The organism is Actinokineospora enzanensis DSM 44649 (assembly GCF_000374445.1).
Classification (GTDB): Bacteria; Actinomycetota; Actinomycetes; order Mycobacteriales; family Pseudonocardiaceae; genus Actinokineospora; species Actinokineospora enzanensis.
This window is the reverse complement of record NZ_KB894424.1, coordinates 1-22,727: the sequence shown is the minus strand read 5'-3', so window position 1 is coordinate 22,727 and position 22,727 is coordinate 1. Positions and strand designations below refer to the sequence as shown.

General features: G+C 70.7%; 24 protein-coding genes. 10 read left to right on the top strand and 14 right to left on the bottom strand.

Annotated elements, in window-relative coordinates; translation table 11 throughout:
* The first annotated feature begins 40 nt into the window (after nucleotides 1-40).
* Nucleotides 41-1,078: a DNA polymerase domain-containing protein gene (locus C503_RS0123255; RefSeq protein WP_018684635.1), complete on the top strand. Its 1,038-nt coding sequence runs from the start codon at nucleotides 41-43 to the stop codon at nucleotides 1,076-1,078.
* A gap of 1 nt (nucleotide 1,079) precedes the next feature.
* Here C503_RS0123255 and C503_RS0123250 read toward each other — a convergent pair whose 3' ends face one another.
* The gene (locus tag C503_RS0123250; RefSeq protein WP_018684634.1) at nucleotides 1,080-1,628 is read right to left on the bottom strand and encodes an NUDIX hydrolase; all 549 of its coding nucleotides are present in this window, start codon (nucleotides 1,626-1,628) and stop codon (nucleotides 1,080-1,082) included.
* 203 nt (nucleotides 1,629-1,831) lie between these two features.
* Between C503_RS0123250 and C503_RS0123245 the strand changes: the two genes are divergently transcribed.
* Nucleotides 1,832-2,026, top strand: a complete 195-nt coding sequence (locus tag C503_RS0123245) for a hypothetical protein (RefSeq protein ID WP_018684633.1) — start codon at nucleotides 1,832-1,834, stop codon at nucleotides 2,024-2,026.
* Nucleotides 2,027-2,036: 10 nt separating this feature from the next.
* Here C503_RS0123245 and C503_RS0123240 read toward each other — a convergent pair whose 3' ends face one another.
* Nucleotides 2,037-2,255 (bottom strand): hypothetical protein, encoded by a 219-nt coding sequence (locus C503_RS0123240; protein WP_018684632.1) that lies wholly within the window; start codon nucleotides 2,253-2,255, stop codon nucleotides 2,037-2,039.
* A 118-nt stretch (nucleotides 2,256-2,373) separates the two neighbouring features.
* Here C503_RS0123240 and C503_RS0123235 point away from each other — a divergent pair, with 118 nt between their 5' ends.
* Entirely contained in the window at nucleotides 2,374-3,012 is a 639-nt protein-coding gene (locus tag C503_RS0123235) for a DUF6319 family protein (protein ID WP_018684631.1), read from the top strand.
* A gap of 333 nt (nucleotides 3,013-3,345) precedes the next feature.
* Here C503_RS0123235 and C503_RS0123230 read toward each other — a convergent pair whose 3' ends face one another.
* Both C503_RS0123230 and C503_RS0123225 read right to left on the bottom strand, forming a co-directional pair.
* Nucleotides 3,346-3,888 (bottom strand): dihydrofolate reductase family protein, encoded by a 543-nt coding sequence (locus C503_RS0123230; protein ID WP_018684630.1) that lies wholly within the window; start codon nucleotides 3,886-3,888, stop codon nucleotides 3,346-3,348.
* Nucleotides 3,889-3,904: 16 nt separating this feature from the next.
* On the bottom strand, nucleotides 3,905-5,437 hold the full coding sequence (locus C503_RS0123225; RefSeq protein ID WP_018684629.1) for an alpha/beta hydrolase: 1,533 nt from the start codon (nucleotides 5,435-5,437) through the stop codon (nucleotides 3,905-3,907).
* Between the two features lie 216 nt (nucleotides 5,438-5,653).
* Here C503_RS0123225 and C503_RS0123220 point away from each other — a divergent pair, with 216 nt between their 5' ends.
* Complete coding sequence (locus C503_RS0123220; RefSeq protein ID WP_018684628.1) at nucleotides 5,654-6,559, top strand: EamA family transporter; 906 nt, start codon at nucleotides 5,654-5,656, stop codon at nucleotides 6,557-6,559.
* 171 nt (nucleotides 6,560-6,730) lie between these two features.
* On the opposite strand, the gene C503_RS0123215 is transcribed toward C503_RS0123220, so the two are convergent.
* The gene (locus C503_RS0123215; RefSeq protein WP_018684627.1) at nucleotides 6,731-7,822 is read right to left on the bottom strand and encodes an ATP-dependent DNA ligase; all 1,092 of its coding nucleotides are present in this window, start codon (nucleotides 7,820-7,822) and stop codon (nucleotides 6,731-6,733) included.
* A 17-nt stretch (nucleotides 7,823-7,839) separates the two neighbouring features.
* Nucleotides 7,840-8,556: a pyrimidine reductase family protein gene (locus C503_RS0123210; RefSeq protein WP_018684626.1), complete on the bottom strand. Its 717-nt coding sequence runs from the start codon at nucleotides 8,554-8,556 to the stop codon at nucleotides 7,840-7,842.
* A gap of 87 nt (nucleotides 8,557-8,643) precedes the next feature.
* Between C503_RS0123210 and zapE the strand changes: the two genes are divergently transcribed.
* The gene (gene zapE / locus C503_RS0123205; RefSeq protein WP_018684625.1) at nucleotides 8,644-9,675 is read left to right on the top strand and encodes a cell division protein ZapE; all 1,032 of its coding nucleotides are present in this window, start codon (nucleotides 8,644-8,646) and stop codon (nucleotides 9,673-9,675) included.
* Nucleotides 9,676-9,696: 21 nt separating this feature from the next.
* Here zapE and C503_RS0123200 read toward each other — a convergent pair whose 3' ends face one another.
* From C503_RS0123200 to C503_RS0123190, 3 genes are read right to left on the bottom strand one after another with little or no spacing between them, the layout of a single operon-like run.
* The gene (locus tag C503_RS0123200) at nucleotides 9,697-9,879 is read right to left on the bottom strand and encodes a hypothetical protein (RefSeq protein WP_018684624.1); all 183 of its coding nucleotides are present in this window, start codon (nucleotides 9,877-9,879) and stop codon (nucleotides 9,697-9,699) included.
* Nucleotides 9,880-9,915: 36 nt separating this feature from the next.
* Entirely contained in the window at nucleotides 9,916-10,590 is a 675-nt protein-coding gene (locus C503_RS0123195) for a phosphatase PAP2 family protein (RefSeq protein WP_018684623.1), read from the bottom strand.
* A 31-nt stretch (nucleotides 10,591-10,621) separates the two neighbouring features.
* Nucleotides 10,622-10,840, bottom strand: a complete 219-nt coding sequence (locus tag C503_RS0123190) for a hypothetical protein (RefSeq protein WP_018684622.1) — start codon at nucleotides 10,838-10,840, stop codon at nucleotides 10,622-10,624.
* 206 nt (nucleotides 10,841-11,046) lie between these two features.
* Between C503_RS0123190 and C503_RS40495 the strand changes: the two genes are divergently transcribed.
* From C503_RS40495 to C503_RS0123175, 3 genes are all read left to right on the top strand, one after another.
* Entirely contained in the window at nucleotides 11,047-11,907 is an 861-nt protein-coding gene (locus C503_RS40495) for a helix-turn-helix domain-containing protein (protein WP_018684621.1), read from the top strand.
* Complete coding sequence (locus C503_RS0123180; protein WP_018684620.1) at nucleotides 11,894-12,082, top strand: DUF397 domain-containing protein; 189 nt, start codon at nucleotides 11,894-11,896, stop codon at nucleotides 12,080-12,082. The genes C503_RS40495 and C503_RS0123180 overlap by 14 nt, the downstream gene beginning before the upstream one ends.
* A 76-nt stretch (nucleotides 12,083-12,158) precedes the next feature.
* The gene (locus tag C503_RS0123175; RefSeq protein ID WP_018684619.1) at nucleotides 12,159-13,790 is read left to right on the top strand and encodes an ATP-binding cassette domain-containing protein; all 1,632 of its coding nucleotides are present in this window, start codon (nucleotides 12,159-12,161) and stop codon (nucleotides 13,788-13,790) included.
* A 103-nt stretch (nucleotides 13,791-13,893) separates the two neighbouring features.
* Here C503_RS0123175 and rocD read toward each other — a convergent pair whose 3' ends face one another.
* The 5 genes from rocD to C503_RS0123150 all read right to left on the bottom strand — a co-directional run bounded on the left by rocD (nucleotide 13,894) and on the right by C503_RS0123150 (nucleotide 20,312).
* Nucleotides 13,894-15,117, bottom strand: coding sequence for an ornithine--oxo-acid transaminase (rocD, locus tag C503_RS0123170; protein ID WP_018684618.1), 1,224 nt, complete (start codon nucleotides 15,115-15,117; stop codon nucleotides 13,894-13,896).
* A 473-nt stretch (nucleotides 15,118-15,590) separates the two neighbouring features.
* Nucleotides 15,591-16,553, bottom strand: coding sequence for a TolB-like translocation protein (locus tag C503_RS0123165; RefSeq protein ID WP_018684617.1), 963 nt, complete (start codon nucleotides 16,551-16,553; stop codon nucleotides 15,591-15,593).
* Nucleotides 16,547-17,794 (bottom strand): MFS transporter, encoded by a 1,248-nt coding sequence (locus tag C503_RS0123160; protein WP_018684616.1) that lies wholly within the window; start codon nucleotides 17,792-17,794, stop codon nucleotides 16,547-16,549. Before C503_RS0123160 ends, C503_RS0123165 begins: the two co-directional genes overlap by 7 nt.
* Before the next feature lie 303 nt (nucleotides 17,795-18,097).
* A complete protein-coding gene (locus tag C503_RS0123155) occupies nucleotides 18,098-19,504 on the bottom strand; it encodes a CBM96 family carbohydrate-binding protein (RefSeq protein ID WP_051114923.1) in 1,407 nt (468 codons plus the stop codon).
* A gap of 184 nt (nucleotides 19,505-19,688) precedes the next feature.
* The gene (locus C503_RS0123150; protein WP_018684614.1) at nucleotides 19,689-20,312 is read right to left on the bottom strand and encodes a TetR family transcriptional regulator; all 624 of its coding nucleotides are present in this window, start codon (nucleotides 20,310-20,312) and stop codon (nucleotides 19,689-19,691) included.
* A gap of 61 nt (nucleotides 20,313-20,373) precedes the next feature.
* Between C503_RS0123150 and C503_RS0123145 the strand changes: the two genes are divergently transcribed.
* Nucleotides 20,374-20,970 carry an NADPH-dependent FMN reductase gene (locus tag C503_RS0123145; RefSeq protein ID WP_018684613.1) on the top strand — a complete coding sequence of 199 codons (597 nt, stop codon included), beginning with the start codon at nucleotides 20,374-20,376 and terminating at the stop codon, nucleotides 20,968-20,970.
* A gap of 83 nt (nucleotides 20,971-21,053) precedes the next feature.
* A complete protein-coding gene (locus tag C503_RS0123140; RefSeq protein WP_018684612.1) occupies nucleotides 21,054-22,331 on the top strand; it encodes an aspartate aminotransferase family protein in 1,278 nt (425 codons plus the stop codon).
* The last annotated feature ends 396 nt before the right edge of the window (nucleotides 22,332-22,727 follow it).

The following is a 22,727-nucleotide window of genomic DNA, read 5'->3' as shown; positions in this document are numbered from 1 at the left end:
GCAGTGCACGCGGTTTACGCATTGGCCGTAGGCTGCGGCCATGGCGGCAGCGATGGAGATCGAGGTCGGCGGCCGGACCGTGCGGGTGTCCAATCCGGACAAGCCGTACTTCCCCGAGCTGGGCCTGGTGAAGCGGCAGATCGTGGAGTACTTCCTGGCCGTGGGGCCGGGCATCCTGGGCGCGTTGCGCGACCGGCCGACCACGCTGGAGCGCTGGCCCGGCGGGGTGTTCGAGGGCGCCAAGCTCTCCACCCGCGGCGACCACACCGGCGACGCCTTCTACCAGAAGCGCATCCCCAAGGGCGCCCCCGACTACGTGGAGACCGCCCGGATCACCTTCCCCAGCGGCCGCCCTGCCGACGAGGTCTGCCCGACCGAGCTGGCCGTGGTGGCCTGGGCGGCGAACCTGGGCACGCTCACCTTCCACCCGTGGCCGGTCTCGCGTACCGCCGTCGACCACCCCGACCAGCTGCGGATCGACCTGGACCCGCAGCCGGGCACCGACTTCGCCGACGCGGCCGCGGTCGCCCTGCAGGCCCGCGAACTGCTGCGGTCGCTGGGCCTGGACGCGTTCCCCAAGACCTCCGGCGGCCGCGGTGTGCACCTGTACGTGCCGATCGAGCCGCGGTGGACCTTCGTGGAGGCCCGCCGCGCGCTGATCGCGCTGGGTCGGGAGCTGGAGCGGCGGCTGCCGGACAAGGTGACCGTGAGCTGGTGGAAGGAGGAACGCGGCAGCCGGATCTTCATCGACTACAACCAGATGGCCCGGGACCGCACGATCGCCTCCGCCTACTCGGTGCGGCCGACCCCGCGCGCCCAGGTGTCGGCCCCGGTCACCTGGGACGAGCTGCCGGACGTGCGGCCGGAGGACTTCACCGTGCTGACCATGCCGGAACGGTTCGCGGTCGTCGGCGACCTGCACGCGGGCGTGGCCGGACAGCGGTACTCGCTGGAGCCGCTGCTGGAGATGGTCGCCAAGGACGAGGCCGAGGGCCTGGGCGACCTGCCGTACCCGCCGGACTACCCGAAGATGCCGGGCGAGCCGAAGCGGGTACAGCCGTCCAAGGCACGGGACTGAGTCAGCCGCGGGTGACCAGGTAGGTGCCCAGCGCCGACACGGTCGCCGCGTCGGCGATGTCGCCACCGCCGATCAGGGCCGGTAAGTCGGCCGTGGCGACCCACTCCCGGCGGCTCGACTCGGCCGGGTCCGGTTCGCCGACCCTGGTCAGGTCGGTCGCGACGTACAGGTGGAACCGGTGCGTGCTGATGCCCGGCATCGGGTTGACCGTGACCAGGTGCGCCAGCGAGCCCGCCCGGTAGCCGGTCTCCTCGGCCACCTCGCGCGCCGCCGCCACCACCGGCTCCTCACCGGCGTCGACCCAGCCCGCGGGGATCTCCCAGCCCCAGGTGTCGACGATGAAGCGGTGTCGCCACAACAGCAGCACGCGATCGCCGTCGACGACCACGGCGCCCGCGGAGGGGCGGGGGAAGCGCAGGACGTGGTGCTCGAACCGGGCCCGGCCGGGGATCTCCACCTCGTCGAGGTCGACATCGACCCAGTCCGAGGTGTAGACGCGCCTGCTGCCGTGCACGGTCCACTGTGCGGGGTCATCCATGGTGGCGGACACCGGTTCGAGGGTACCGAAATTCCACAGTGTCCGAGGAGTTCCCGCCGCGGGCAGGACACCCTACGCGGGAATGTCAACGGCCGCACCGATGTTGCTCCATCCGGTTGACCGGCGAAGATCAAAACGGGCGGACCACCGGAAACGTCGGCCCCTCGACTTACACTGCGGGGGCGGGGGAACGCCGGACCGGGAAGGGGAACACCATGGCCGACAGCTACGTCATCCGCTATGTCGGCGGCCCCCTCGACGGCCGCGTCGACACCGTGGCAGGCGCGCCGACCGACCCGCGCTCCACGGTCACGCACGTGTACCTGCACGGCGGCCCCAAGATCGTGCACCACTACGACCTGCACTACGCCCTGGAGTACGGCTGCGAGTACCGGCTCCGCGAGTGCTGACCCGCGCGTCCTAACCGGACCGACCGGCGGCCACCGGGTCCGCCCCGATGATCAGCAGGCACAGCTCGCAGCGCGGCCCGTCCGGCTCCCCGCCCGCGAGGTCCGGCGGCGCCGCGTGCGTGCACGACGCGCGGTAGTGCTGATGCGACAGGCGACTGCCCGCGACCATGGGGAACGCGTGCAGAACGCCGTCGTAGCAGCTTCGCCACCACAGGTACCGGACGCTCATCACCGTGAAAGTAGGTCCCGCCGCCCCATCCGGCATGTCGATACCGCCCGGTCGGGTGAGCTGTCGGTGCGTGGGGGCACACTACGGGGCAATTCCATGATCGAGAAGGGGGTGCCCGGTGGCAGCACTGACCGCGGCGGACATCGACCGCCTGCGCACCGCACTGGCGGAGGGAAAGCCGACGCCGGTGTGGTTCACGGCGAAGGCGGTGGGGGTGCCCGCGGGGCAACAGGCGAAGGTGATCGCGTTCGACGAGCCCGCGGAGGGGGACTTCATCCAGGTGCGGCCGCAGGGGTCGCGGGATGTGTTGTCGTTCTCTCCCGGGGAGTTGACGACGGTGAAGCCGAAGCCCGTGCCCAAGCCTGCTGCTCCTGCCCCGGTCGCGCCCACGGTCGAGCCGGTGGCCGTGGTGCAGGGGTTGGAGGGCGGGGGAGAGGTGCAGGGGTTGGAGGGCGGGGGAGAGGTGGAGAGGCCTCGGCGGGGGCGGAAGCAGGTGCCCGTGGAGATCACGGTGACCCTGCATGCCACGCCGGAGGGGGAGTGGACGGTGGATGTGTTGGTGGGCAAGAAGCGGACCGTGCGGTGGGTGCCGGTGCCTGCCGGGGAGATCGCGAAGGCCGCGCGGTTCCTGCCCGCGCCGGTGGGGGAGGCGATCGGGTCGGCGTTGGACGCGGCTCGGGAGCGGGGGCAGCGGAGGGTGGAAGAGCTGAAGGCCGAGTTGGAGGCGGCGCAGCGAGTGCTGCGGGATCTGGGGTGATTCGTGGCAGCGGCTTCCAGCGGGGGCTTGCTGATCGTGAACAGAGCCCTGTCGCGCGCTGATGTTCGCACCCCATGCCCTTGCGCGAGTCTCGCCCCTCACCTGCGACGACCATCCTCCGCCCGACCGCACCGCCCTCGCTCTTGCCTCCGCCCCGGCCCCGAAACACGCCCCCTCCCACCCGGGGGGCAACCCGCCCAATACGAGGAACCCTAGGCGATCTTGGCCGCTGTCAATATCCCTCGACCGTGAGCTGTGGATGGATTGACGGGGTTGTGGATAACCCCAGGCACGTGCACGCACATGCCAGGCGCGGACAGGCGAGCCGACCCCCTACCTCCTCGGCTCGTACCGCATCGCCACCGCCCCCGACTCGAACTCCAGCCGGTCCACCAGCTTCAGGTCGACATACCGCGACAGCCCCGCGAACAGCGCCGGTCCATGACCGACGATCCGGGGATGCACCACGAACTCGTACTCATCGATCAACCCCAGCTCCGCCAACGCCATCGGCAGCCGCACCCCACCCACGAACAACCCCTCGCCCGGCTCCCGCTTGAGCCGCTCGACGGCCTCCGCCAGGTCCCCGCGCACGAGCTCGGAGTTCCAGTCGACCCGCTCCAGCGTGCTCGACACGACGTACTTCTTCGCCGCGCCGATCGTCCGGGCGAAGGGCGCCGTCCAATCAGGCATGCCGGGGTCGGGATGCCGCCACGCCGCTTCCATCATTTCGTAGGTCACCCGGCCGAAGAGGAGGGCGTCGGCCCGTACGAGGTTGCCGATGTGGTGGCGATGCAGTTCCTCGTACGCGGTGATCGTGCGGTGATCGCAGCACCCGTCCACCGTGACATTGATCGAGTACCGAAGGGGTCGCATCCGGCAAGGGTAGGGCCTACGGCGGACAGACAGTCCCGTCCCGCGGCACCTTCCCGTCCAACAGGTAGGCCATCGTCGCGTCGGTGGCGCACTGGGAGAACCCCAACGCCCCGTGCCCGGCGCCCTGCCACGTCACCAACGAGGCCGTCGCCAGCTGCTGGGCGGCCCGCGTGGTGCCGGGCAACGGAGTCACCGGGTCCACCGACGTCCCCAGTACCACGATCGGCGGCGCGGACGGCACGGTCGGCTGCACCACCGGTTTCGTCGCGACCGGCCACGGGCTGCACACCGCGAGCCATTCCGCGGTCAGCGCGCCGAAGAGGGGGAACCGGTTGTTCCAATCCTTCGCCGCGCCCACCATCGCTTCCGTCGACAGGCGGGACTTGGTGTCGTTGCAGCGGGTCACCAGGGTGCTGTCGAAGGTGGCCGGGATCTGGTCCTGTTCCAGGATCGTCGGCGATATCAACGCGACCAACGGTTGCGCGTTGCCACCACGCGCGGCCGCGAGTGCCGCCGACAGCGTGGGCCAGGCCGTGCGGTCGGAGAGGCCGTGGCGGACCGCGCGCAGGATGACGCCGGGGGTGAGTTCGAGCTCGTCGCTGTACAAGGGGGTGGACGCGGCGTGGTCGAGGATCTCCTGCAACGCCTGGCGGGCGTCGACGCCGAGTTCGCAGGACCGTTTCGCGCAGTCGCCGGCGAACGCGGCGAAGGCGGCGTCCGAGCTTTCCGCGACGTCGGTCAGGGCGACGACGGCGTCCTCGTTGGGGTCGGGCAGGCCGTCGAGCACGAGGCGGCCGATGTGGCCGGGGTAGCGGTCGGCGAAGACCGCCAGGACGCGGGAGCCCTCGCCGTGGCCGACGGCGTTGAGCTTGTCCACGCCCAAGGCCGCCCGGACCGAGTCGACGTCGCCTGCGGTGCGCCAGGTGTCGAGGGCGGGCAGGCGGGGCTGCAGCGTGATCGAGCACTGCTGGCCAGCCGTGCGGGCCTGGTCGACGAGGCCTTCCACGTCCATGTCGCGCGGGTCGGCGGTGACGATGGCCGTCCGGACGTCGTCGGGGATGCAGCGCACCGGGTCGGAGTTGCCGGTGCCACGGCGGTCCAGGCCGATCAGCGAGAATCTGGCCAGCAGGTCCTTGGGCAGGGTGGCGGCCAGGCGGGCGGCGTAGCGGGTGCCGGGGAGGCCGTCGATGTCGTCGAGCACCAGCAGCGGGATCGGGCCGGTGCCCGCGCGCAGGACCTGCATGCGTACGGTGCCGCGGCCCGGGTTGTACGGCGAGTCGAGAATGCCGTTGACCTTGCCGCAGCTGACCTCCACACCCTCCGGTGGGGCCACACCCTCCAACACAGAGGTGCCGCACGGGCCCCACTTGATCGAGGACGCGCCGGGTTCGGTGAGTGGGGGCAGCGGGGCAGGACCGGTCGTGGTGGTGGGCGCGCTACCGCCGGTGTCGCCGTCGTTGACCACGATGCCGGGGCGTACGGACGGTCCGGCGGTGCACGCCGCGAGAAGCGCGAGGGGCAACAGCCAGGCACCGTGACGGACCCTCACGCCTGCGCCAACTCCTCTGCTCGGACTACCCGACCCTGGGCCAAGCCTCGCACGGTCCGGGTGAGACGCCGGTGAACGGGACCCGGAACGCAGGCGGGCCCACGGCGTGACTGGCCGTGCTCGGTCGTTTCGGCGGCACCGCCGAGCGCGGCCGAGGTCCCTGGTCGAGCCAATAGACATGGGATGAATCCGGCGCGCGTGTCGTAAGGTGCGTCCGTGGTGGTGGCGCAGGTGGATCGGAGTCCGGTGTCCCGGTGGGGCACGCTCGTGTCCGGCGTGTCGGCGGCGGCCGGGGCGGTGCCGCCGACCGCGCACGTGCTGGTCGGGATCGTCAGCGTGCAGGTCGGGGCCGCGGTGGCCAAACAGCTGTTCTCGGTCGCGGGCGCGACGGGCGCGGTGACGCTGCGGCTGGCGCTGGCGGCGGTGGTGTTCCTGCTGCTGTGGCGGCCGTCGATCCGGCTCAACCGGCACGCGCTGCCGGTGATCCTGGGGTACGGCGTGGTGCTGGGCACCATGAACCTCTGCTTCTACTTCGCCATCGAGCGCATCCCGCTGGGTATCGCGGTCACCGCCGAGTTCCTCGGTCCGCTGACTGTGGCACTGGTCGGCTCCCGGCGCTGGCTGGACGGCCTGTGGGCACTACTCGCCGCCGCGGGTGTCGTGCTGCTGTCCCAGACCGGTGGCGCGGTGTCGATCGTGGGCCTGGCGTTCGCGCTGGCCGCGGGTGCCTGCTGGGGCCTCTACATCCTGCTCGGCTCGGCGTTGGGCAAGCGCACCTCGGACGGGTCCGGGCTGGCGCTGGCCTCCGTGGTCGCCGCGGCGCTGGTGGTGCCGTTCGGCGTGGTCGACTCGGGGACCGCGATGCTGCAACCGATCGTGCTGGTCGCGGGGCTGGGCGTCGCGCTGATGTCGTCGGTGATCCCGTACTCGCTGGAGCTGCACGCGCTCCGCCGCGTACCGCCGCGGGTGTTCGGCGTGCTGATGAGCCTGGAACCGGCGGTGGCCGCGCTCGCCGGACTGGTCGTGCTGCACGAGGCGCTGCGGCCCGCCCAGTGGGTCGCGATCTGCTGCGTGGTGGCGGCTTCGGCGGGGGCGACCCGGTTCTCCCAACCCCAGCCATGACGAGTTGTCCACATACCCCCGAATCCATCCACAGCCCCACCGCGCTCCCTACCCGGCCCTGAACTGCCTGGATAGCTTCGTGTCATGGCCCGACCGGGCCATGTGCGAGCGAGTCGGGGGAGATGGTCGGCGATGTTGTGGAAGACGACGGTGTGGACAACCGGGTTCGGGTCAGGGCGTGCGGGCGCGGACCTCGCCGCGCAGGACGGCCGCCAGGTCGTAGTTGGCGGGCTCCTCCAGCTGCTCGTACGTGCACGATGCCGGTTCCCGGTCCGGGCGCCAGCGCTGGAACTGCGCGGTGTGCCGGAACCGGCTGGGGTAGCCGCCCTCGGTGTGCTCGTAGCTCACCTCGACGACCCGCTCCAGGCGCAGCGGCACCCACGGCTGCTCGGTGGTGCGCCACCGGCTGATCGCGCCGGGGACGCGCGCGTCGTCGGACTGCGCGCCGCTGACCCACGGGTGGTTCGCGCCGCCGTTGACCATCAGCTCGGCCAGCTCGGTGGCCAGCTCGCGGCGGGCGGCGACGGTGAACGAGCCGACCACGCCGACGTGGTTGAGGTCGCCGCCGCGGTCGTAGAGTCCCAGCATGAGCGAGCCGACCGACTCGCCCGGCGAGCTGCCCTTGTGCCAGCGCAGCCCGGCGACCACGCAGTCGGCGGTGCGCGAGTGCTTGAACTTGAACATGGTCCGCTTGTTCGGCGTGTACGGGCCGTCGGCGGGCTTGCCCATGACGCCGTCCAGGCCCGCGCCCTCGAACAGGGTGAACCACTCGCGGGCGAGCCCGGGGTCCGTGGTGGCCGGGGTCAGGTGCACCCGGTCGGTGAACTCCACCGCGTTCTCCAGCAGCCTGCGCCGGTCCTTGCCGCGGGCCTCCATGAAGATGTCGTCGTCCAGCGCCAGGATGTCGAAGGCGACATACCGGGACGGGGTCTTCTCGGCGAGCATGTTCACCCGGCTGGCGGCCGGGTGGATGCGCTCGGCGAGGGCGTCGAAGTCGAGCCTGCCGTCCCGGTCGACGACCAGCTCGCCGTCCACCACCACCCGGTCGGGCAGCGCCTTGCGCAGCTCGGTGACCATCTCCGGGAAGTACCGGTTGAGCGGCTTGCCCGATCGCGACTGCAGGGTCACCTCGTCCCCGTCGCGGAAGACGAGACAGCGGAAACCGTCCCACTTGGGCTCGAAGACCAGCCCGGCGTCGTCCGGGATGGACTTCGCGGGCCGGGCGAGCATCGGCTGCAACGGCGGGTTCAGCGGAAGGGCCACGCCGCCATACTGCCTTGTCAGCGGCCCGCGCGCCGGTATCTGAGCATCACGAACCCGCCCTCGGCGAGCACCGAGGCCAGCTCCATGCCCACCGGCTCGGCGACCGCGCCCGCCGCGATCCGCCCGACCACGCCACCCGCCAGTACCGGGGACACCGTCAGGCACAGCTGGTCCACCAGGTCGGCGGCGATCAGCGTGCCGAACAGCGTCGGGCCGCCCTCGCAGTCGACCCGGCGCAGCCCGCGCGCGGACAGCTCGGCCAGGGCGACCCGGGGGTCCACGGTGCTCTCGCCCGCCACGATCACCTCGGCTCCCGCCGCGCGCAGGTCCGCCAGCCGGGGGGCGGGGGCGGCGCCGCTGGTGATCACGATCGGCGGCACGGTGGTGTCGGTGATCAGCGGCGAGTCGGGCGGGATGGACGCGCGGCCGCTGACCACGGCGATCGGGGGCAGCGGCCGCAGGCCCAGCCGGGCCCGGCGTTCGGCGCGCAGCTCGGTGCGCTTGACGCCGCGGTACCCCTCGGCACTGGCCGTGCCCCACCCGACCAGGATGACGTCGGCGAGGTCACGGCCCAGGGAGAAGATCCGCTTATCGCCGGGGCTGGACAGCCCCGCGGACAACCCGGCCACGGCGACCGCGCCGTCCGCGCTGCTGACGAAGTTGACCTGCGTCCAGGCCCGGTCCAGCTCGGCCGGGTAGTCGTAGAGGCGCTCCAGCTCGGTGTCGTCCACCACATCGGGTGACGTCTGACCTGGGGAAACGGGGGATGGGGGCCACAGCCTGTGCACGGTCTCATCCCAGCACGCCGCTACGCTCCCGGCATGTCCGCCCGCCTGGTCGACCGCGACCCCGTCATCGGCGCCGACGAGCTGGTAGCCGAGCTGGTCCCGCCGCCGCGCTTCGACGCGGTGCGGTTCGACACCTACGTGCCCAACCCGGACCAGCCGAGCCAGGCCGCCGCGGTGGCCGCGTGCGCCCGGTTCGCCGCGGCGGTCACGGCCAAGGGGGCGCGTGCGCCACTGTTCAAGCGTGTGTTCGGCAAGACCGAGGGGAGGGCGGAGGACAAACCGGGGCTGTACCTGGACGGCGGGTTCGGGGTCGGCAAGACGCACCTGCTGGCGTCGCTGTGGCACGCGGTGCCCGGTCCCAAGGCGTACGGCACGTTCGTGGAGCTGACCAACCTGGTCGGCGCGCTCGGCTTCCGGGCGGCGGTGGAGCGGCTGCGCGGGCACCGGCTGCTGGCGATCGACGAGTTCGAACTGGACGATCCCGGCGACACCATGCTCGTCACCCGGCTGCTGGCCGAGCTGACCGGGGCGGGCGTGTCGGTGGCGGCCACCTCGAACACGCTGCCGGACCGGCTGGGCGAGGGCAGGTTCGCCGCGGACGACTTCCTGCGCGAGATCCAGGCGCTGTCGGCCCGGTTCGGTGTGGTGCGCGTGGACGGTCCGGACTACCGGCACCGCGGGCTGCCGGACGCGCCGCCGCCGATGGACGACGCAGGCCTGGCGGCGAGCGCCGCCGGACTGCCGGGGTCCACTGTGGACGATTTTGCCGAGCTGTGCGGGCACCTGGCCCGGCTGCACCCGTCCCGCTACGGCAAGCTGGTCGACGGGGTCACCGCCGTGCACCTGCGCGGGGTGCGCGCGCTGTCCGGTCAGGACGTGGCGCTGCGCGTGGTGGCGTTCGCCGACCGGCTCTACGACCGCGCCATCCCGGTGGTGGTGTCCGGGGAGCCGGTGTCCGCGTTGTTCACCGGCGAGATGCTGGGCGGCGGGTACCGGAAGAAGTACCTGCGGGCGGTCAGCAGGCTGGTCGCGCTGTCCCGCGACGCGGCGGGGCTGCGCGGGTAACGGCGGGTAGGGCTTGGGGGCTCAGGAGCGCCTGCGGCCCGGTTTGTCGTCGGGGGTGCGGTGCTCGTCGATCAACGCCCAGACCGAGACGCCGGTTCCGGAGTCGGGCTCACTGCGCTGTCGGGTTCGGGGTTGAGCGTCCCCACTGTCCGACTTGGCGCGCAGTTCCCGGCGTATCTGGTCGTAGATGGGTGTGTCGGTCACCGCCATCCTTTCCGTTCGCGCGGAGGCCCTGCCAGGTTACGCACGGTACGCCCTCAACGGGGTGAGGCGGGCCCTCGGGTGTGTCCCGGGCAGCAGGTCGAGCGCGGCGGCCACGGTCACCACCCCGGCGATCGCCCAGAAGAACGCGCCGACCGCGTCGGTCAGGTAGTGGAAGCGCAGCACGACGATCGCGCTCACCGCCACGGCGATGAGCGCCAGGCAGGCCGCCGCGGTCGCGGCGGTCCGGGCCAGCCGCCGCCCCGGTGGCGCGTTCGCGGCGGTGACCAGCGTGAACACCGTGAAGATCGACACCAGCGTGGCGGTGTGCCCGCTCGGGTAGGCGAGGTAGCCGTCGTGCGTGCGGTCCACCACCGGCTTGAGCACCCAGCTGTTCAGCCCGGCCGTGATCACCGGGCCGAGCACCGCCAGCAACGCCACCCGCGGCCGCCGCGCCCACAGCGCGGCGAGCACCATGAGGACGATCACACTGATCATCGCGACCGGCCGGGAGGCCCACGCCAGCGGCCCGGCCACCCCGGGCAGCCGGTCGAACACCGCGTCGGCGACCGCGAACGCGGCCCGGTCGACCCGTCCAGCCGTCCGCTCACCGGCGACCTGCCGCCCCACCAGCGCCACGATCCCGAACGAGACGACGGCCGCCGCCACCGCGGGTAGGAGCAGGTGCCGGGGCAACAGGCGATGGGGCTCCACCCGCCCCACTATGCCCGACGTCGGATGCCCCTCACCTCTCGGCGGTCCACTCGTCGGCACGGGCGCGGATCTCCGGCAGCACCCGTCCGATCAGGCTGTGCAGCTGGGCAAGGGCGGGCTCGTAGAGGTTGAGCTGGACGTGGAAACCGGCCTCACCGTTGAAGGTCACGGCGGCGTGTTCCTCGTGGACCCGGTAACGGATGTCGTCGTTCTCCAGATCGATGACGACGTCCAACCCGTTGGAGTGCATGGGATACCTCGGTTCCGGTTCGGTGTTCGGGGATGGGCAGGCGGGCCGAGGCGGGAAGGCCCAAGTGCACCGCTAAGGGTCGGTCGCACAGAGCCGCTCGACCCGCCTGCGTTTGTCAGAGTAGCGTTTGATGTGTACAAACTGGCTTGTCCAAATGGGTGACAGTCGGCGGAAATCGGGTTACGGACTGTGGCTAGGGTGATCGCATGGCCGTGGGCACCACGCGGGGCAAGCGCAGGCTGGGTCGGTACGTCCGCCAGCTCATGGAGCGTGCCGAGCAGACTCCGAAGGAGATCTCGGCACGTTCACGCTGCGCGCAGCAGACCGTCACTCGGCTGCTGTCCGGCGTCAGCCTGCCGCGCATCCACCTCTTCATGATGATCCTGGACGTGCTGGGCGTCTCCGACGCGGAACGTGAGCGTGCGCTGGAACTGTGGGAGGTCGCGGACGCGGACATGTCCGCCATCGAGCACGCGACATCTCTGCCGGACACCTACCGGCGGTTCCGCATGGACGAACGAGAAGCCGTTCGCGAGCGAACGCTCGACACGGTGATCATCCCCGGACTCTTGCAGACTCCCGCCTACGCCGCTGCCAAAGCGCGAGCCGCGCACGAGCGCATTTCAGGGTGGGACGCAGAAGCGGAAGCCGCCGAGCGGCAGGACCGCCAGAGTGCGCTGCATCGGCCGGACAGGCCCCTGGAGCTGCATTCGCTGATCGACGAAAGCGCCATGCGTCGCCCAGTGGGTGGGAATATCGTCTTCTCCGAGCAGCTGGGTCATCTGTTGGAGATGGCGACGTTGTCCCATGTGACGCTCCAGATCATCCCTTTCCGGTGTGGTACCTACGGCGCGATGTCCGGCCCCCTGATGCTGTTGAGCTTTCCGGAGGACGACGAGCCGGACTCCGCGTACGTGGAGAGCCTCATCGGGATGCACACTGTGCGGAACCAAGCCGTACCAGCTCTGTCGGCCGTGTGGGACGGCGCGGCGAAGCTGGCGTTGTCTCCTCGTGAGACCGTCAGGATGATCAAACGGCTAAGGGACGAGATCGATGGACATGGATAGGTTCTTCCGCAAGAGCAGCTTCAGCGAAACGCAGAGTGCGTGCGTCGAGGTCGCGGTCGGGGTCGCCCAGGTGGCGGTTCGTGACTCGAAGGCGGTTGCCGGGGGGATCGTGGTGGCCGACTCGGCTCGGTTCGCGGTGTTTCTCGACGCGGTCAAGCGGGGCGTGTTCGGCTGAACGTGAGGTGGACGCGCGCCGGGTGGGTCCCCGCTCGTCCTAAACCGGTCGCGCTCGGCGGTCGGGGTGCGCGACCATGCCGCTCGTGGGTCATCTCGACGCGATCGGTCTGTCCTGCACCCTGCCCGATGGCCGGGTGCTGTTCCGTGACGCCGGGCTGAAGGTCGGCGCGGGTCAGGTCGTCGCCGTTGTCGGAGAGAACGGTGCGGGCAAGACGACGCTGCTGCGGATCATCGCGGGCGAGCTGGCCTCGCCGGACGGATCCGTGTCGGTCAGGGGCGGGCTGGCGGTGATGCCGCAGTTCGTCGGGTCGGTCCGGGACGACCGTTCGGTGCGTGACCTGCTGCTGGCCGTGGCGCCCGCGCCGCTGCGTGCCGCCGCCGCCGAGCTGGACCGGCTGGAGCTGGCGCTCATGGACACCGACGACGAGCCCACCCAGCTCGCCTACGCCGCCGCGCTGGTCGACTACGACGAGGCGGGCGGCTACACCGCCGAGATCCTGTGGGACACCGTCACCACGGCCGCGCTCGGTGTCGGCTTCGACCGCGCCCGCTTCCGCGAGGTCCGCACGCTGTCGGGCGGCGAGCAGAAACGGCTCGTCCTGGAGGCGCTGCTGCGCGGCCGTGAACAGGTGCTGCTGCTGGACGAGCCGGACAACTACCTCGACGTGCCCGGCAAGCGCTGGCTGGAGGCCCGGCTGGCCGAGTCGACCAAGGCGGTGCTGCTGATCAGCCACGACCGCGAACTGCTGAACGCGGTCGCCACGCACGTGGTCACCGTGGAGGCGGGCACGGCGTGGACCCACCCAGGCGGCTTCGCGACCTGGCACCAGGCGCGGGAGGCGCGCTGGGAGCGGATCGCCGAACAGCAGCGCCGGTGGGACGAGGAGCACGAGAAGCTCAAGGAACTCGTGCGCTCCTTGCAACGCGCGGCCACCATGAGCGACGGCATGGCCAGCCGCTACCACGCGGCCCAGACCCGCCTGCGCAAGTTCGAGGAGGCCGGACCCCCGCCCGTACCGCCCAGACCCCAACGGGTGAAGCCACGGTTGACCGGCGGCCGCACCGGGGTACGGGCGATCACGTGCGAGCAGCTGGAGCTCACCGGCCTGATGAAGCCCTTCGACATCGAGGTCTTCTTCGCCGACCGCCTCGCCGTGCTCGGCTCCAACGGCTCCGGCAAGAGCCACTTCCTTCGCCTGCTGTCCGATGTGGACAGTGTTGCGCACACCGGCGTCTGCCGCCTCGGCGCCCGGGTCGTGCCGGGCCTGTTCGCCCAGACCCACCAACACCCGGAATGGCTCGGCCGCTCCCTCGCCGACATCCTGTGGCACGGCGACGACACCCGCCCCGGCCTGGACCGCGGCGCGGCCGCGTCGGCGCTGAGCCGTTACGGCCTCGCCGCCGCGGGCGACCAGCGCTTCGAGACCCTGTCGGGCGGTCAACAGGCCCGCTTCCAGATCCTGCTGCTCGAACTCTCCGGCGCGACCCTGCTCCTGCTCGACGAACCGACCGACAACCTGGACCTCCACTCGGCGGAGGCATTGCAGGACGCCCTGGAAGCCTTCGAGGGCACCGTCGTCGCGGTCACCCACGACCGTTGGTTCGCCCGCACCTTCGACCGCTTCCTGGTCTTCCGCTCCGACGGCGAGGTGTCCGAAGCGGACAAGCCGATCTGGGATGAGACCCGGGTCCGCCGCGCCCGCTGACCCACCCGCGCCCGGCTGCCGGATGGGAGATGACCAGGGCCGCGCGTGCTCAATCGTGGCTGACCGGGCGGCCGGGGCCCTCGCGCTCGGCCGCCCGATGATCTCAGCGCCCGGTTCCGATGACCTCGGCGATCACGTCCACCCCGTGGTCCAGCTCCGCCTCGGTGATCACCAGCGGCGGGGCCACGCGCAGGGTGGTGTCCTGGGTTTCCTTGCACAGCACGCCGCGGGCCATCATGGCTTCCGAGGCGACGCGGCCGGTGACGCCGCCGGGGGCGAGTTCGACGCCTGCCCACAGGCCGCGGCCGCGGACCTCGGCGACGCCGTGGCCGACCAGGTCGTTCAGGCGTTCGTGCAGGTGGGCGCCGAGTGCGGTGGAGCGGTCCTGGAACTCGCCGGTGCGCAGCAGGCGTACGACCGCGCGGCCGACAGCGCAGGCCAGTGGGTTGCCGCCGAAGGTCGAGCCGTGTTCGCCGGGCTTGAGGACGCCGAGTACGTCGCCGCGGCCGACGACCGCCGAGACCGGCAGGATGCCGCCGCCGAGCGCCTTGCCCAGGGTGTAGAGATCGGCGCGGACGCCTTCGTGGTCGAGCGCGAACAGCGTGCCGGTGCGCGCCAGGCCGGACTGGATCTCGTCGGCGACCAGCAGCACGTCGTTCACATCGCACAGTCGGCGCAGCTCGCGCAGGTATCCGGCGGGCGGCACGACGACGCCTGCCTCGCCCTGCACGGGTTCGACCAGGATCGCCGCGGTCCGCTCGGTGATCGCGGCCTCGACGGCCTGCGCGTCGCCGTACTTGACGGCGGTGAAGCCCGGGGTGAACGGGCCGAAGTCGGCGCGGGCGAGGTCGTCGGTGGAGAACGACACGATGGTGGTGGTGCGGCCGTGGAAGTTGGACCCGGCGACGATGATCTCGGCGGTGTCCTGCGGCACGCCCTTCACCTGGTAGGCCCACTTGCGCGCGACCTTGAGCGCCGACTCGACCGCCTCCGCGCCGGAGTTCATCGGCAGCACCAGGTCGGTGCCGGTCAGCTCGGCGAGCTCACGGCAGAACAGCCCGAGCTGGTCGTGGTGGAACGCGCGGCTGGTCAGCGTGACCCGCCCCAGCTGCTCCACCGCGGCGGCCACCAGCGCGGGGTGCCGGTGCCCGAAGTTCAGCGCCGAGTACCCGGCCAGGAAGTCCAGGTACCGCCGTCCGGCGACATCGGTCACCCAGGCCCCCTCGGCCTCGGCGATCACCACGGGCAGCGGGTGGTAGTTGTGCGTGCTCCACCGCTCGTCCAACTCGATCAACTCGGCGGCAGCGGCCGGGACTGTGGCGGTCATGGGCCCAGGCTATGCCCACCCGTACGCCACTTTCATCCGCAGAGCGTTGCTTTCGACGCCGATTCGTTGCGCCATCTTCGGCTGTTGTGGCGATCTGTTGTGCCGGTGGGTGGGTCGGTGTTGCGATGTCGTGGGTGGGAGGTGGAGCGGGTGGGGGTTTCGTACCTGTTCCACCCCGGCTGGGTGATCGTGGCCGGGCGGCACCTGATACCCGGGTCGATTCGATCATGGACGGCCCTTGGCCCCGTACCAATTCCAGCGAGGGGGACCGACAGAGTCGGAGTGTCGGTGATCTTGGCTGTGGACAAGGGTGGGTGGAGTGGTTGTGGGGGCACAGAAGCAGGGGAGGCAATGCGTGGGAGAACCTGCCTGCTTCTGTGCCTTGTCGACTCTCGGGGAGAGGACGTGGGGGATCGTATGGGGTTGTCGGGGTGGGGTGGGTAGGGCGTTTCCGGGGCCGCAATGGGTGATTCTCAGGTCGTGGCGGGGGAGGGGGAGTTGGCGCCTTCGATCAGGAGGGTGGCGGTGCCGGTGCCGTTCGACGGGACCGACCAGACGTCGTTGGTGCCGTCGTCGCGTTGGAGGGCGTAGGCGATGGTTGTGTTGTCCAGCCAGATGGACTGGTCGTCGACGCTGTGGGTTTCGGCCAACGGCAGGGATTCGAGGGTGGCCAGGTTCAGGACCGACAGGCGCCAGCCCTTCTTGGGGTCGCCGTCGATGGCGGACTTGTAGGCGACTCGGGTGCCGTCCGGGGAGAGGGATGGGCATTCGACGTTCGCGGTGAGAGTTCGGACGGTGCGAGCGGCCAAGTCGCCCGCCACCAGGTAGCGCTTGCCGCCGGTCGACAGGGTCGCGTAGAAGTGGTTGTCGTCGTCGGTGAAGGTCACGCCCCAGTAGTTGACGTCCACTGCCGTGTGCGGCTTTCCCTCGACCGTGGCCTGGAAACCTTCCAACGAGTCCACGACCTGGCCCGTTCGGGTGTCCAGGACGCCGGTTCGGGTGGAGAAGCCGGATGTCGCGTAGGAATGGCCTTCCAGGAACACCGTCCACGACACCATGCGGCCGTCGGGGGAGACCTTCAGGCGGTTGGGGAAGCCGGTCAGGGGCACGGACTTGGTCTCGTGCAGGTCTTTATCCAGTACCACCAACTTGGTGGCGGTGAGGGCGTCCACTGGGACGAGGCATGCGACGGTGCCGTTCGCCGTGTAGGCGCGGTCGCATTGGCGGTCGGTGATCGAGCGGGGGCCGCGGGTGTCGGTGGCGGATACCGTGGACAGCATCCCGTTGGTCAGGACCTGGACGCGCGCGCCTGCCGCGATGGGAGCCGAGTGGTCTGCCTGTGCTGGGGCACTGGTGGCAACGTAGACCACGGCCGCGCCGCCCAGGGCCACCGCGGCCGCGACGGTGGTGAGAACCCGTGCCTTGAGCGTCAGCATGTCACTGTCCTCCGGTTCAGCCGCGCGAAGATCACGGCGGTGACGACGATCGCGGCGACGACCGCGCCCGCGGCGGTGGCGCAGGCGGTGTCGATACCCCACAGTTGCCAGGCCAGTCCGAACAGGACGGACGAGCCCAGGTACGCAAGCGCTTGCCCCGTCTGGACCATGGCCATCCCGGTCGCCCGGAGCTCCGCCGGTAGGACGCGTCCGGCCAGGGCCATCAGGACGCCGTCGGTGGCCGCGTAGAAGACGCCGTACAGGACCAGGGTGAGCACGACCATGGCCGGGCCGCCCACCGGGGCCAGCAGCGACAGATACACCCCGGCGAGCGCGCAGTACCCGCCCAGCACGACCCGGGAGCGGCCGACGCGGTCGGCCAGCATGCCCAGGGGTGTGGCGAGCAGCAGGTAGACGAGGCTCGTGCCGACGGCGAGGACCGGGAACCAGCCCACCGCCAGCTCGCCGCGCTTCTGCAGCAGCAGGTAGACGAAGCCGTCGCCCACGGTCACGAGCCCGAGCAGGGTGGCCGCCAGCAGCAGACCGCCCATGCCGCTGCGGCGCAACAACCCGGCCGCGGCTTTGGGCGAGACGGCCTTCGGGGCGACTGTCTCCGGCTTGTCCCGGACGAACAACACCAGCACGACCACGCCGAACGCGGCGATCACGAAGCTGGTGAAGAAGACCGCATCGTAGTTCTTGGCGCCCGCGTAGGCGAGGATCAGTAATGCGACGAGCGGACCGGCGAACGCGCCCGCCGCGTCCATCGTGCGGTGCACACCGAACGCGCGGCCCAGACGGTCCTGCGGGGTCGACAGGGTGATCAGCGCGTCGCGGGGGCCGGTGCGCAAACCTTTGCCCGCGCGGTCCGCGGTGATCACCAACCCGATCGCGGCGACCGCGTTGCCCGCCACGATCAGGCCGAGCTTCATCGCCGCGGACAGCCCGTAGCCCAGCCCGGCGACCGTCTTGTGCCTGCGGGTGCGGTCCGCGACATAGCCGCCGACCAGGCGCAGCAGCGCGGTCGCGCCGGTGTAGAGGCCGTCGATCGCGCCGTAGAGCAGCGGGCTCATGTTCAGGCCGATCACCAGGTACAGCGGCAGCACCGCGGTCACCATCTCCGAGGAGACATCGGTGACCAGGCTGACCGCGCCCAGCGCCAGCACGTTCCCGCCGACTCTCCACTTGCGACTGTCCGGCGCGTCGGCCGCACTCGGCCGGGTGACGGTGGACAGGTACATCGCGGCACCTCCGAAAGCGAGCAGGGATGGGCGCTACCGGGGCAGAAAACCCCGGTAGCGCCCGATATCCACCCCGGGTACCCACCCATGGGTCCACCCCAGGTGTACGCCCGGGTAGCTACCCCCGGTTTCCGCCCGGGTGCTCACCCCCGGGTGTACGCCCCGGTTTCCACCCGGGCCCGTGCCCCACGAGTCCGTGGTGGTTCGTCCCGCAACGCCCCCACCACGTGGGTGGCCGTGCGGTCCCAGGCCGGGGACCGTGCCGGGCGGGGATGAGGGGGCGGGCGGCGGGAGAAAGACAACTCAGTGACAGGAGTTGGTGCCGCTGTCGGCGTAGGTCTTGCCCGCCTCGGGGATGAACTGCCAGTCGTAGCTGTTCGCGTGCAGGGTGAACTTCAGCACGCCGTGGGTGTTATTGTTGCGCGCCTCGCTGTTCGGCTGAATGGTGCCGAAGCTGTAGAAGCCCGCGCCGCCCATGCCCGCGACGAAGTGCCGGATGCCGCGCGCCGAGTCCGCTGCGCCGCTGGGGTTCATCGGCGCGAACCGCTCGTACTGGTGGTTGTGACCGGTGACGATGACCTCGGCGTTGTAGTCGTAGAGCGCCTGCACCAGGGGACCCGCGCCTGCGTCCGGCGCGTGGTTGGAGCCGGAGGTGAACCGTGGCTTGTGCCAGTAGGCCAGGGTGCACGGCTTGCTGCTGGCCGCCAGGTCCTGCCGCAGCCAGGTTTCCTGCGGCGAGCCGACGGACTTGCTGATCTCGCTGTTCAGCGACACGACGTGCCAGTTGCCCAGGTCGTAGGAGTAGTACCCCTGACCGGACGGGCCTGCCTGCGCGCCGAAGTAGCCGTAGTAGCCGCTCGCGCCGGAGGTCTCGTAGTCGTGGTTGCCCGGCGACGGTCGGGTGCGGGCCTTGTGCCTGCCCCACGTCGGGTTGTAGTAGGTGTTGAACTCACTGGTGGTGCCGCTGTTGTAGACGTTGTCGCCGGTGGTGAACACCGTGCCCTGGATGTTGTCCAGCAGCGCGGCCGTGGCGGTGTCGCCGCTGCCGGAGTCGGAGATGTCACCGGCGCCGACCAGGACCGGGTCGCCCGTGGGCGCCTGGGTTGTGGTCGTCGTCGTGGGCGGGGCGGTGTCGGTGCTGACCACCAGCTGCGGGGCCGTGGCCGCGCCGGACTCGCGCGAGTCGTAGTCGGCGCCGTCGCTGTTGGTCGAGGTGACCGCGATGCTGATGGTGCCGTTGCCGGTCACGGCCGGGGTCACGTCCACCTCGTACCAGGCGTTGCGGCCGACCGCGCCCAGCGAGCCGAGCGTGGCGCCGTCGATGGCGGGCTGGTTGTTCCAGGTGGTCCCGGTTTCGGACCAGGTGGTGCTGGACAGCGACCGGAACGTGCCGCCGCTGGGGCTGTTGGAGCCGCTGACGTCGTCGGTGTGCACGCGCAGCCTCGCGCCGGTGACCGGCGCGGTGAGACCGCTGACGGTGAACCGGAGGAAGATCCGCTTCACCGGCGAGTTGTCCACGCCGAGCTGGCCGGAGGTGCCGTAGTTGGTGCCGGTTGCGCTGTTGTCGACGGAGGTGTCGGCCACGGGGGTGAACGTGCTGGTCGCGGCGGAGGCCATCGGCGCGGAGCCGACGGTGGCGAGCACGGCCGCCGCCGTCACCCCCACCGTCGCGGCTAACGCCCCGGCGACCCTGGCTGTGCGACTGGACATGTCGAAGCCCTTCCCTGGTTCGGTGTCCGTTCGGGACTCCTCACCTTCCCGGCACTCCCCGAACGCCCGCCCCGACGGTCCCGGCCGTCAGATGGCGCGCCGGTGAACAGTCCGCATCGGAGGCCGGTTTCCGCTGTCGCGTCAACGATTCGGCGGCCGAGTGTTTGTCCACTGTGGAACAGGATCACCCGACCGGCGGATTGCCCGGGTGGTACCCGTACAGGAAGGCGTGCACGCCTGCGGCGGCGAGATCGTCCAGCTCGGAGTCCGGCACGCGGTCGGCACGGAACGACGGGTTGTGCGCGGAGATCAGCATCATGAAGTGGACGGCCGCGCGCCGCGGGTCCGGCACGCGCAGCAGACCCCGCTCGGCCAGTTCGGTCAGCCGCTCGCCCAGCACCCGCTGCACCCGGCGCGGGCCGTTCTCCTGCCAGGCATCGATGGCCGCGGGCGGGATGTGCCGCGCCTCCGCGTTGACCTGGCGGACCAGCAGGAAGTGGTCTTCGAACCCGGTCGTGGAGCGCAGCCAGGCCAGCGCGAACGCGACCAGGTCGGCCTCCAGGTCGGTCACCTTGCGCAGGTGTCGGTCCAGCAGGTCGAGCTGGGCGTCGGCGACCCGGCCCGCGCTCTCCTCGATCACGGTGGCGAACAGGTGGGACTTGTCGGCGAAGTGGTTGTAGATCGTGCGGGTGGACACGCCCGCGGCCGCCGAGATGGCGTCGATGCTCGCCCGGGTGTAGCCGTCGCGGGCGAACGTGCCGAGCGCGCCGTCGAGGATGGCGCGCCGCTTGTCGGCAGAGGGGGGCATGTGACCTCCGAAACTACAACGCTCGTTGTACTACTTGCCATGCACGTTGTACTTTACCTTCATGACCCGAATCGCCGTCATCGTCGGCAGCACCCGCCCCGGCCGCCGCGGCCCCGTCGTCGCGGACTGGGTGGCGTCCGTCGCCCGGTCGCACTACCCGGCCGAGGTCACCGTCGAGGTCGTCGACCTCGCCGACCACGCGTTGCCGCTGCTCGACGAACCCGTCCCCGCCGTGATGGGCGACTACCGCAACCCGCACACCACCCGCTGGGCGCGCACCGTCGAGTCGTTCGACGGGTTCGTGTTCGTGGTCCCCGAGTACAACCACTCGTTCCCGGCCGCGCTCAAGAACGCGGTCGACTACCTGTTCGCCGAGTGGAACGACAAGGCCGCGGGCTTCGTCGGCTACGGCGCCCAGACCGCGGGCGCGCGCGGCGTCGAACACCTGCGGCTGACGCTGGCCGAGGTCAAGGTGGCCTGCGTGCGCGCCCAGGTCGCGCTGTCGATGTATCACGACTTCGTGATCACCGACCCGCGCGAGCCCGGCGAGTTCGCCCCCGGCGCGCACCACGAGCAGATCCTGTGCACCCTGCTGGATGAGGTGCGGTCCTGGTCCGAGGCACTGTCCGGCCTGCGCGCGGCCCCGCTCGCCGGGTGACCGCGCGGCCCGACCGGGAGTGGTCGGGGTGATCTCGGGAGGGGGCGTGGCGCCGCCCGGGGTGCTCCGGCCACACTCGGCTGATGGCTGACATCCCGCTGATCGACCGGCACCGCGCCGTCCTGCCCGCCTGGCTGTCCCTCTACTACGACGAGCCCATCGAGATCACGCACGCAGGCGGCAGGCGGGTGACCGACTCGACCGGCACCACCTACCTGGACTTCTTCGCGGGCATCCTGACCAACGCCATCGGCTACGACATCGCCGAGATCAGCGACGCCATCCGGCGGCAGCTCGACACCGGGGTGCTGCACACGTCCACGCTGTACCTGATTCGCAGCCAGGTGGAACTCGCGGAGAAGATCGCCCGGTTGTCCCGCATCCCGGACGCGAAGGTGTTCTTCGGCAACTCCGGGACCGAGGCGAACGAGGCGGCGCTGTTGCTGGCCACGCAGTTCCGGCGCAGCAACCAGGTCCTGTCGATCCGCAACTCCTACCACGGGCGCGCGTTCGGGACGAACAGTGTGACGGGCAATCGCGGCTGGGCGGCCAGTTCGTTGTCACCGCTGAAGGTGAGCTACGTCCACGGCGGCTACCGCTACCGCGGCCCGTTCCGCCATCTGTCCGATGCGGACTACATCCGCGCCTGCGCCGAAGACCTGCGCGAGGTACTGGTCACGGCGACCGCGGGCGACGTCGCCTGCATGATCGCCGAACCGATCCAGGGCGTCGGCGGGTTCAACGTGCCGCCGGACGGGTTGTACCGGGCGTTCAAGGACATTCTCGACGAGACCGGCATCCTGCTGATCTCGGACGAGGTACAGACCGGCTGGGGCCGCACCGGCACCCACTTCTGGGGCATGGACGCGCACGACGTGGTGCCGGACATGATGACCTTCGCCAAGGGCCTCGGCAACGGCATGGCAATCGGCGGCGTCGTCGGCCGCGCGGACGTGATGGACTGCCTGACCGCCAACTCGATCTCCACCTTCGGCGGCAATCCCCTGGTGACAACCGCCGCCAACGCCGCCCTCGACTACCTACTGGACCACGACCTCCAATCCAACGCCGACAAACTGGGCGAACGCCTACTCACCGCCCTCCGCACCCTCGCCGAAACCACCCCCACAATCGGCGACGTACGCGGCCGAGGCCTGATGATCGCCATCGAGTTCATCACCCCAACCGGCGCCCCCGACCCCCACGCAGCAGCCACCGTCATGGAAAAGACAAAGAGGAATGGTCTCCTGGTAGGCAAAGGCGGCCTATACGGAAACGTCATCCGCCTGGTACCCCCCATGACAGTCACAGCGGAAGAGGTAGACGAGGCCCTGGCAGCCCTAACCCAAGCCATCCTCTAACACCCCACCCCGCCGCGGCACACAAATCCCCCACTGCCACCCCCGACATTCCCCCACCCGAGATCCCCCCCAACTCGACAACCACTAACCCGCCCGCCCAACCCGCCCGCCCAACCCGCCCGCCCCAGACCCGACCATCACTAACCCGACCACCACTAACCTGGCCACCCCAAACTCGACCACCTACAACCCGCCCGCCCAACCCGGCCACCCCAGACCCGACCATCACTAACCCGACCACCACTAACCTGGCCACCCCAAACTCGACCACCTATAACCCGACCGCCCAACTCGGCCACCCCCAACTGGACCACCACGCGGGATCGCGCCGGTCTCTTCCCGCCCGATCCCAGGAGGCCCCCAGGGCCGAGTGGGATCGGGCGGGAAGAGACCGGC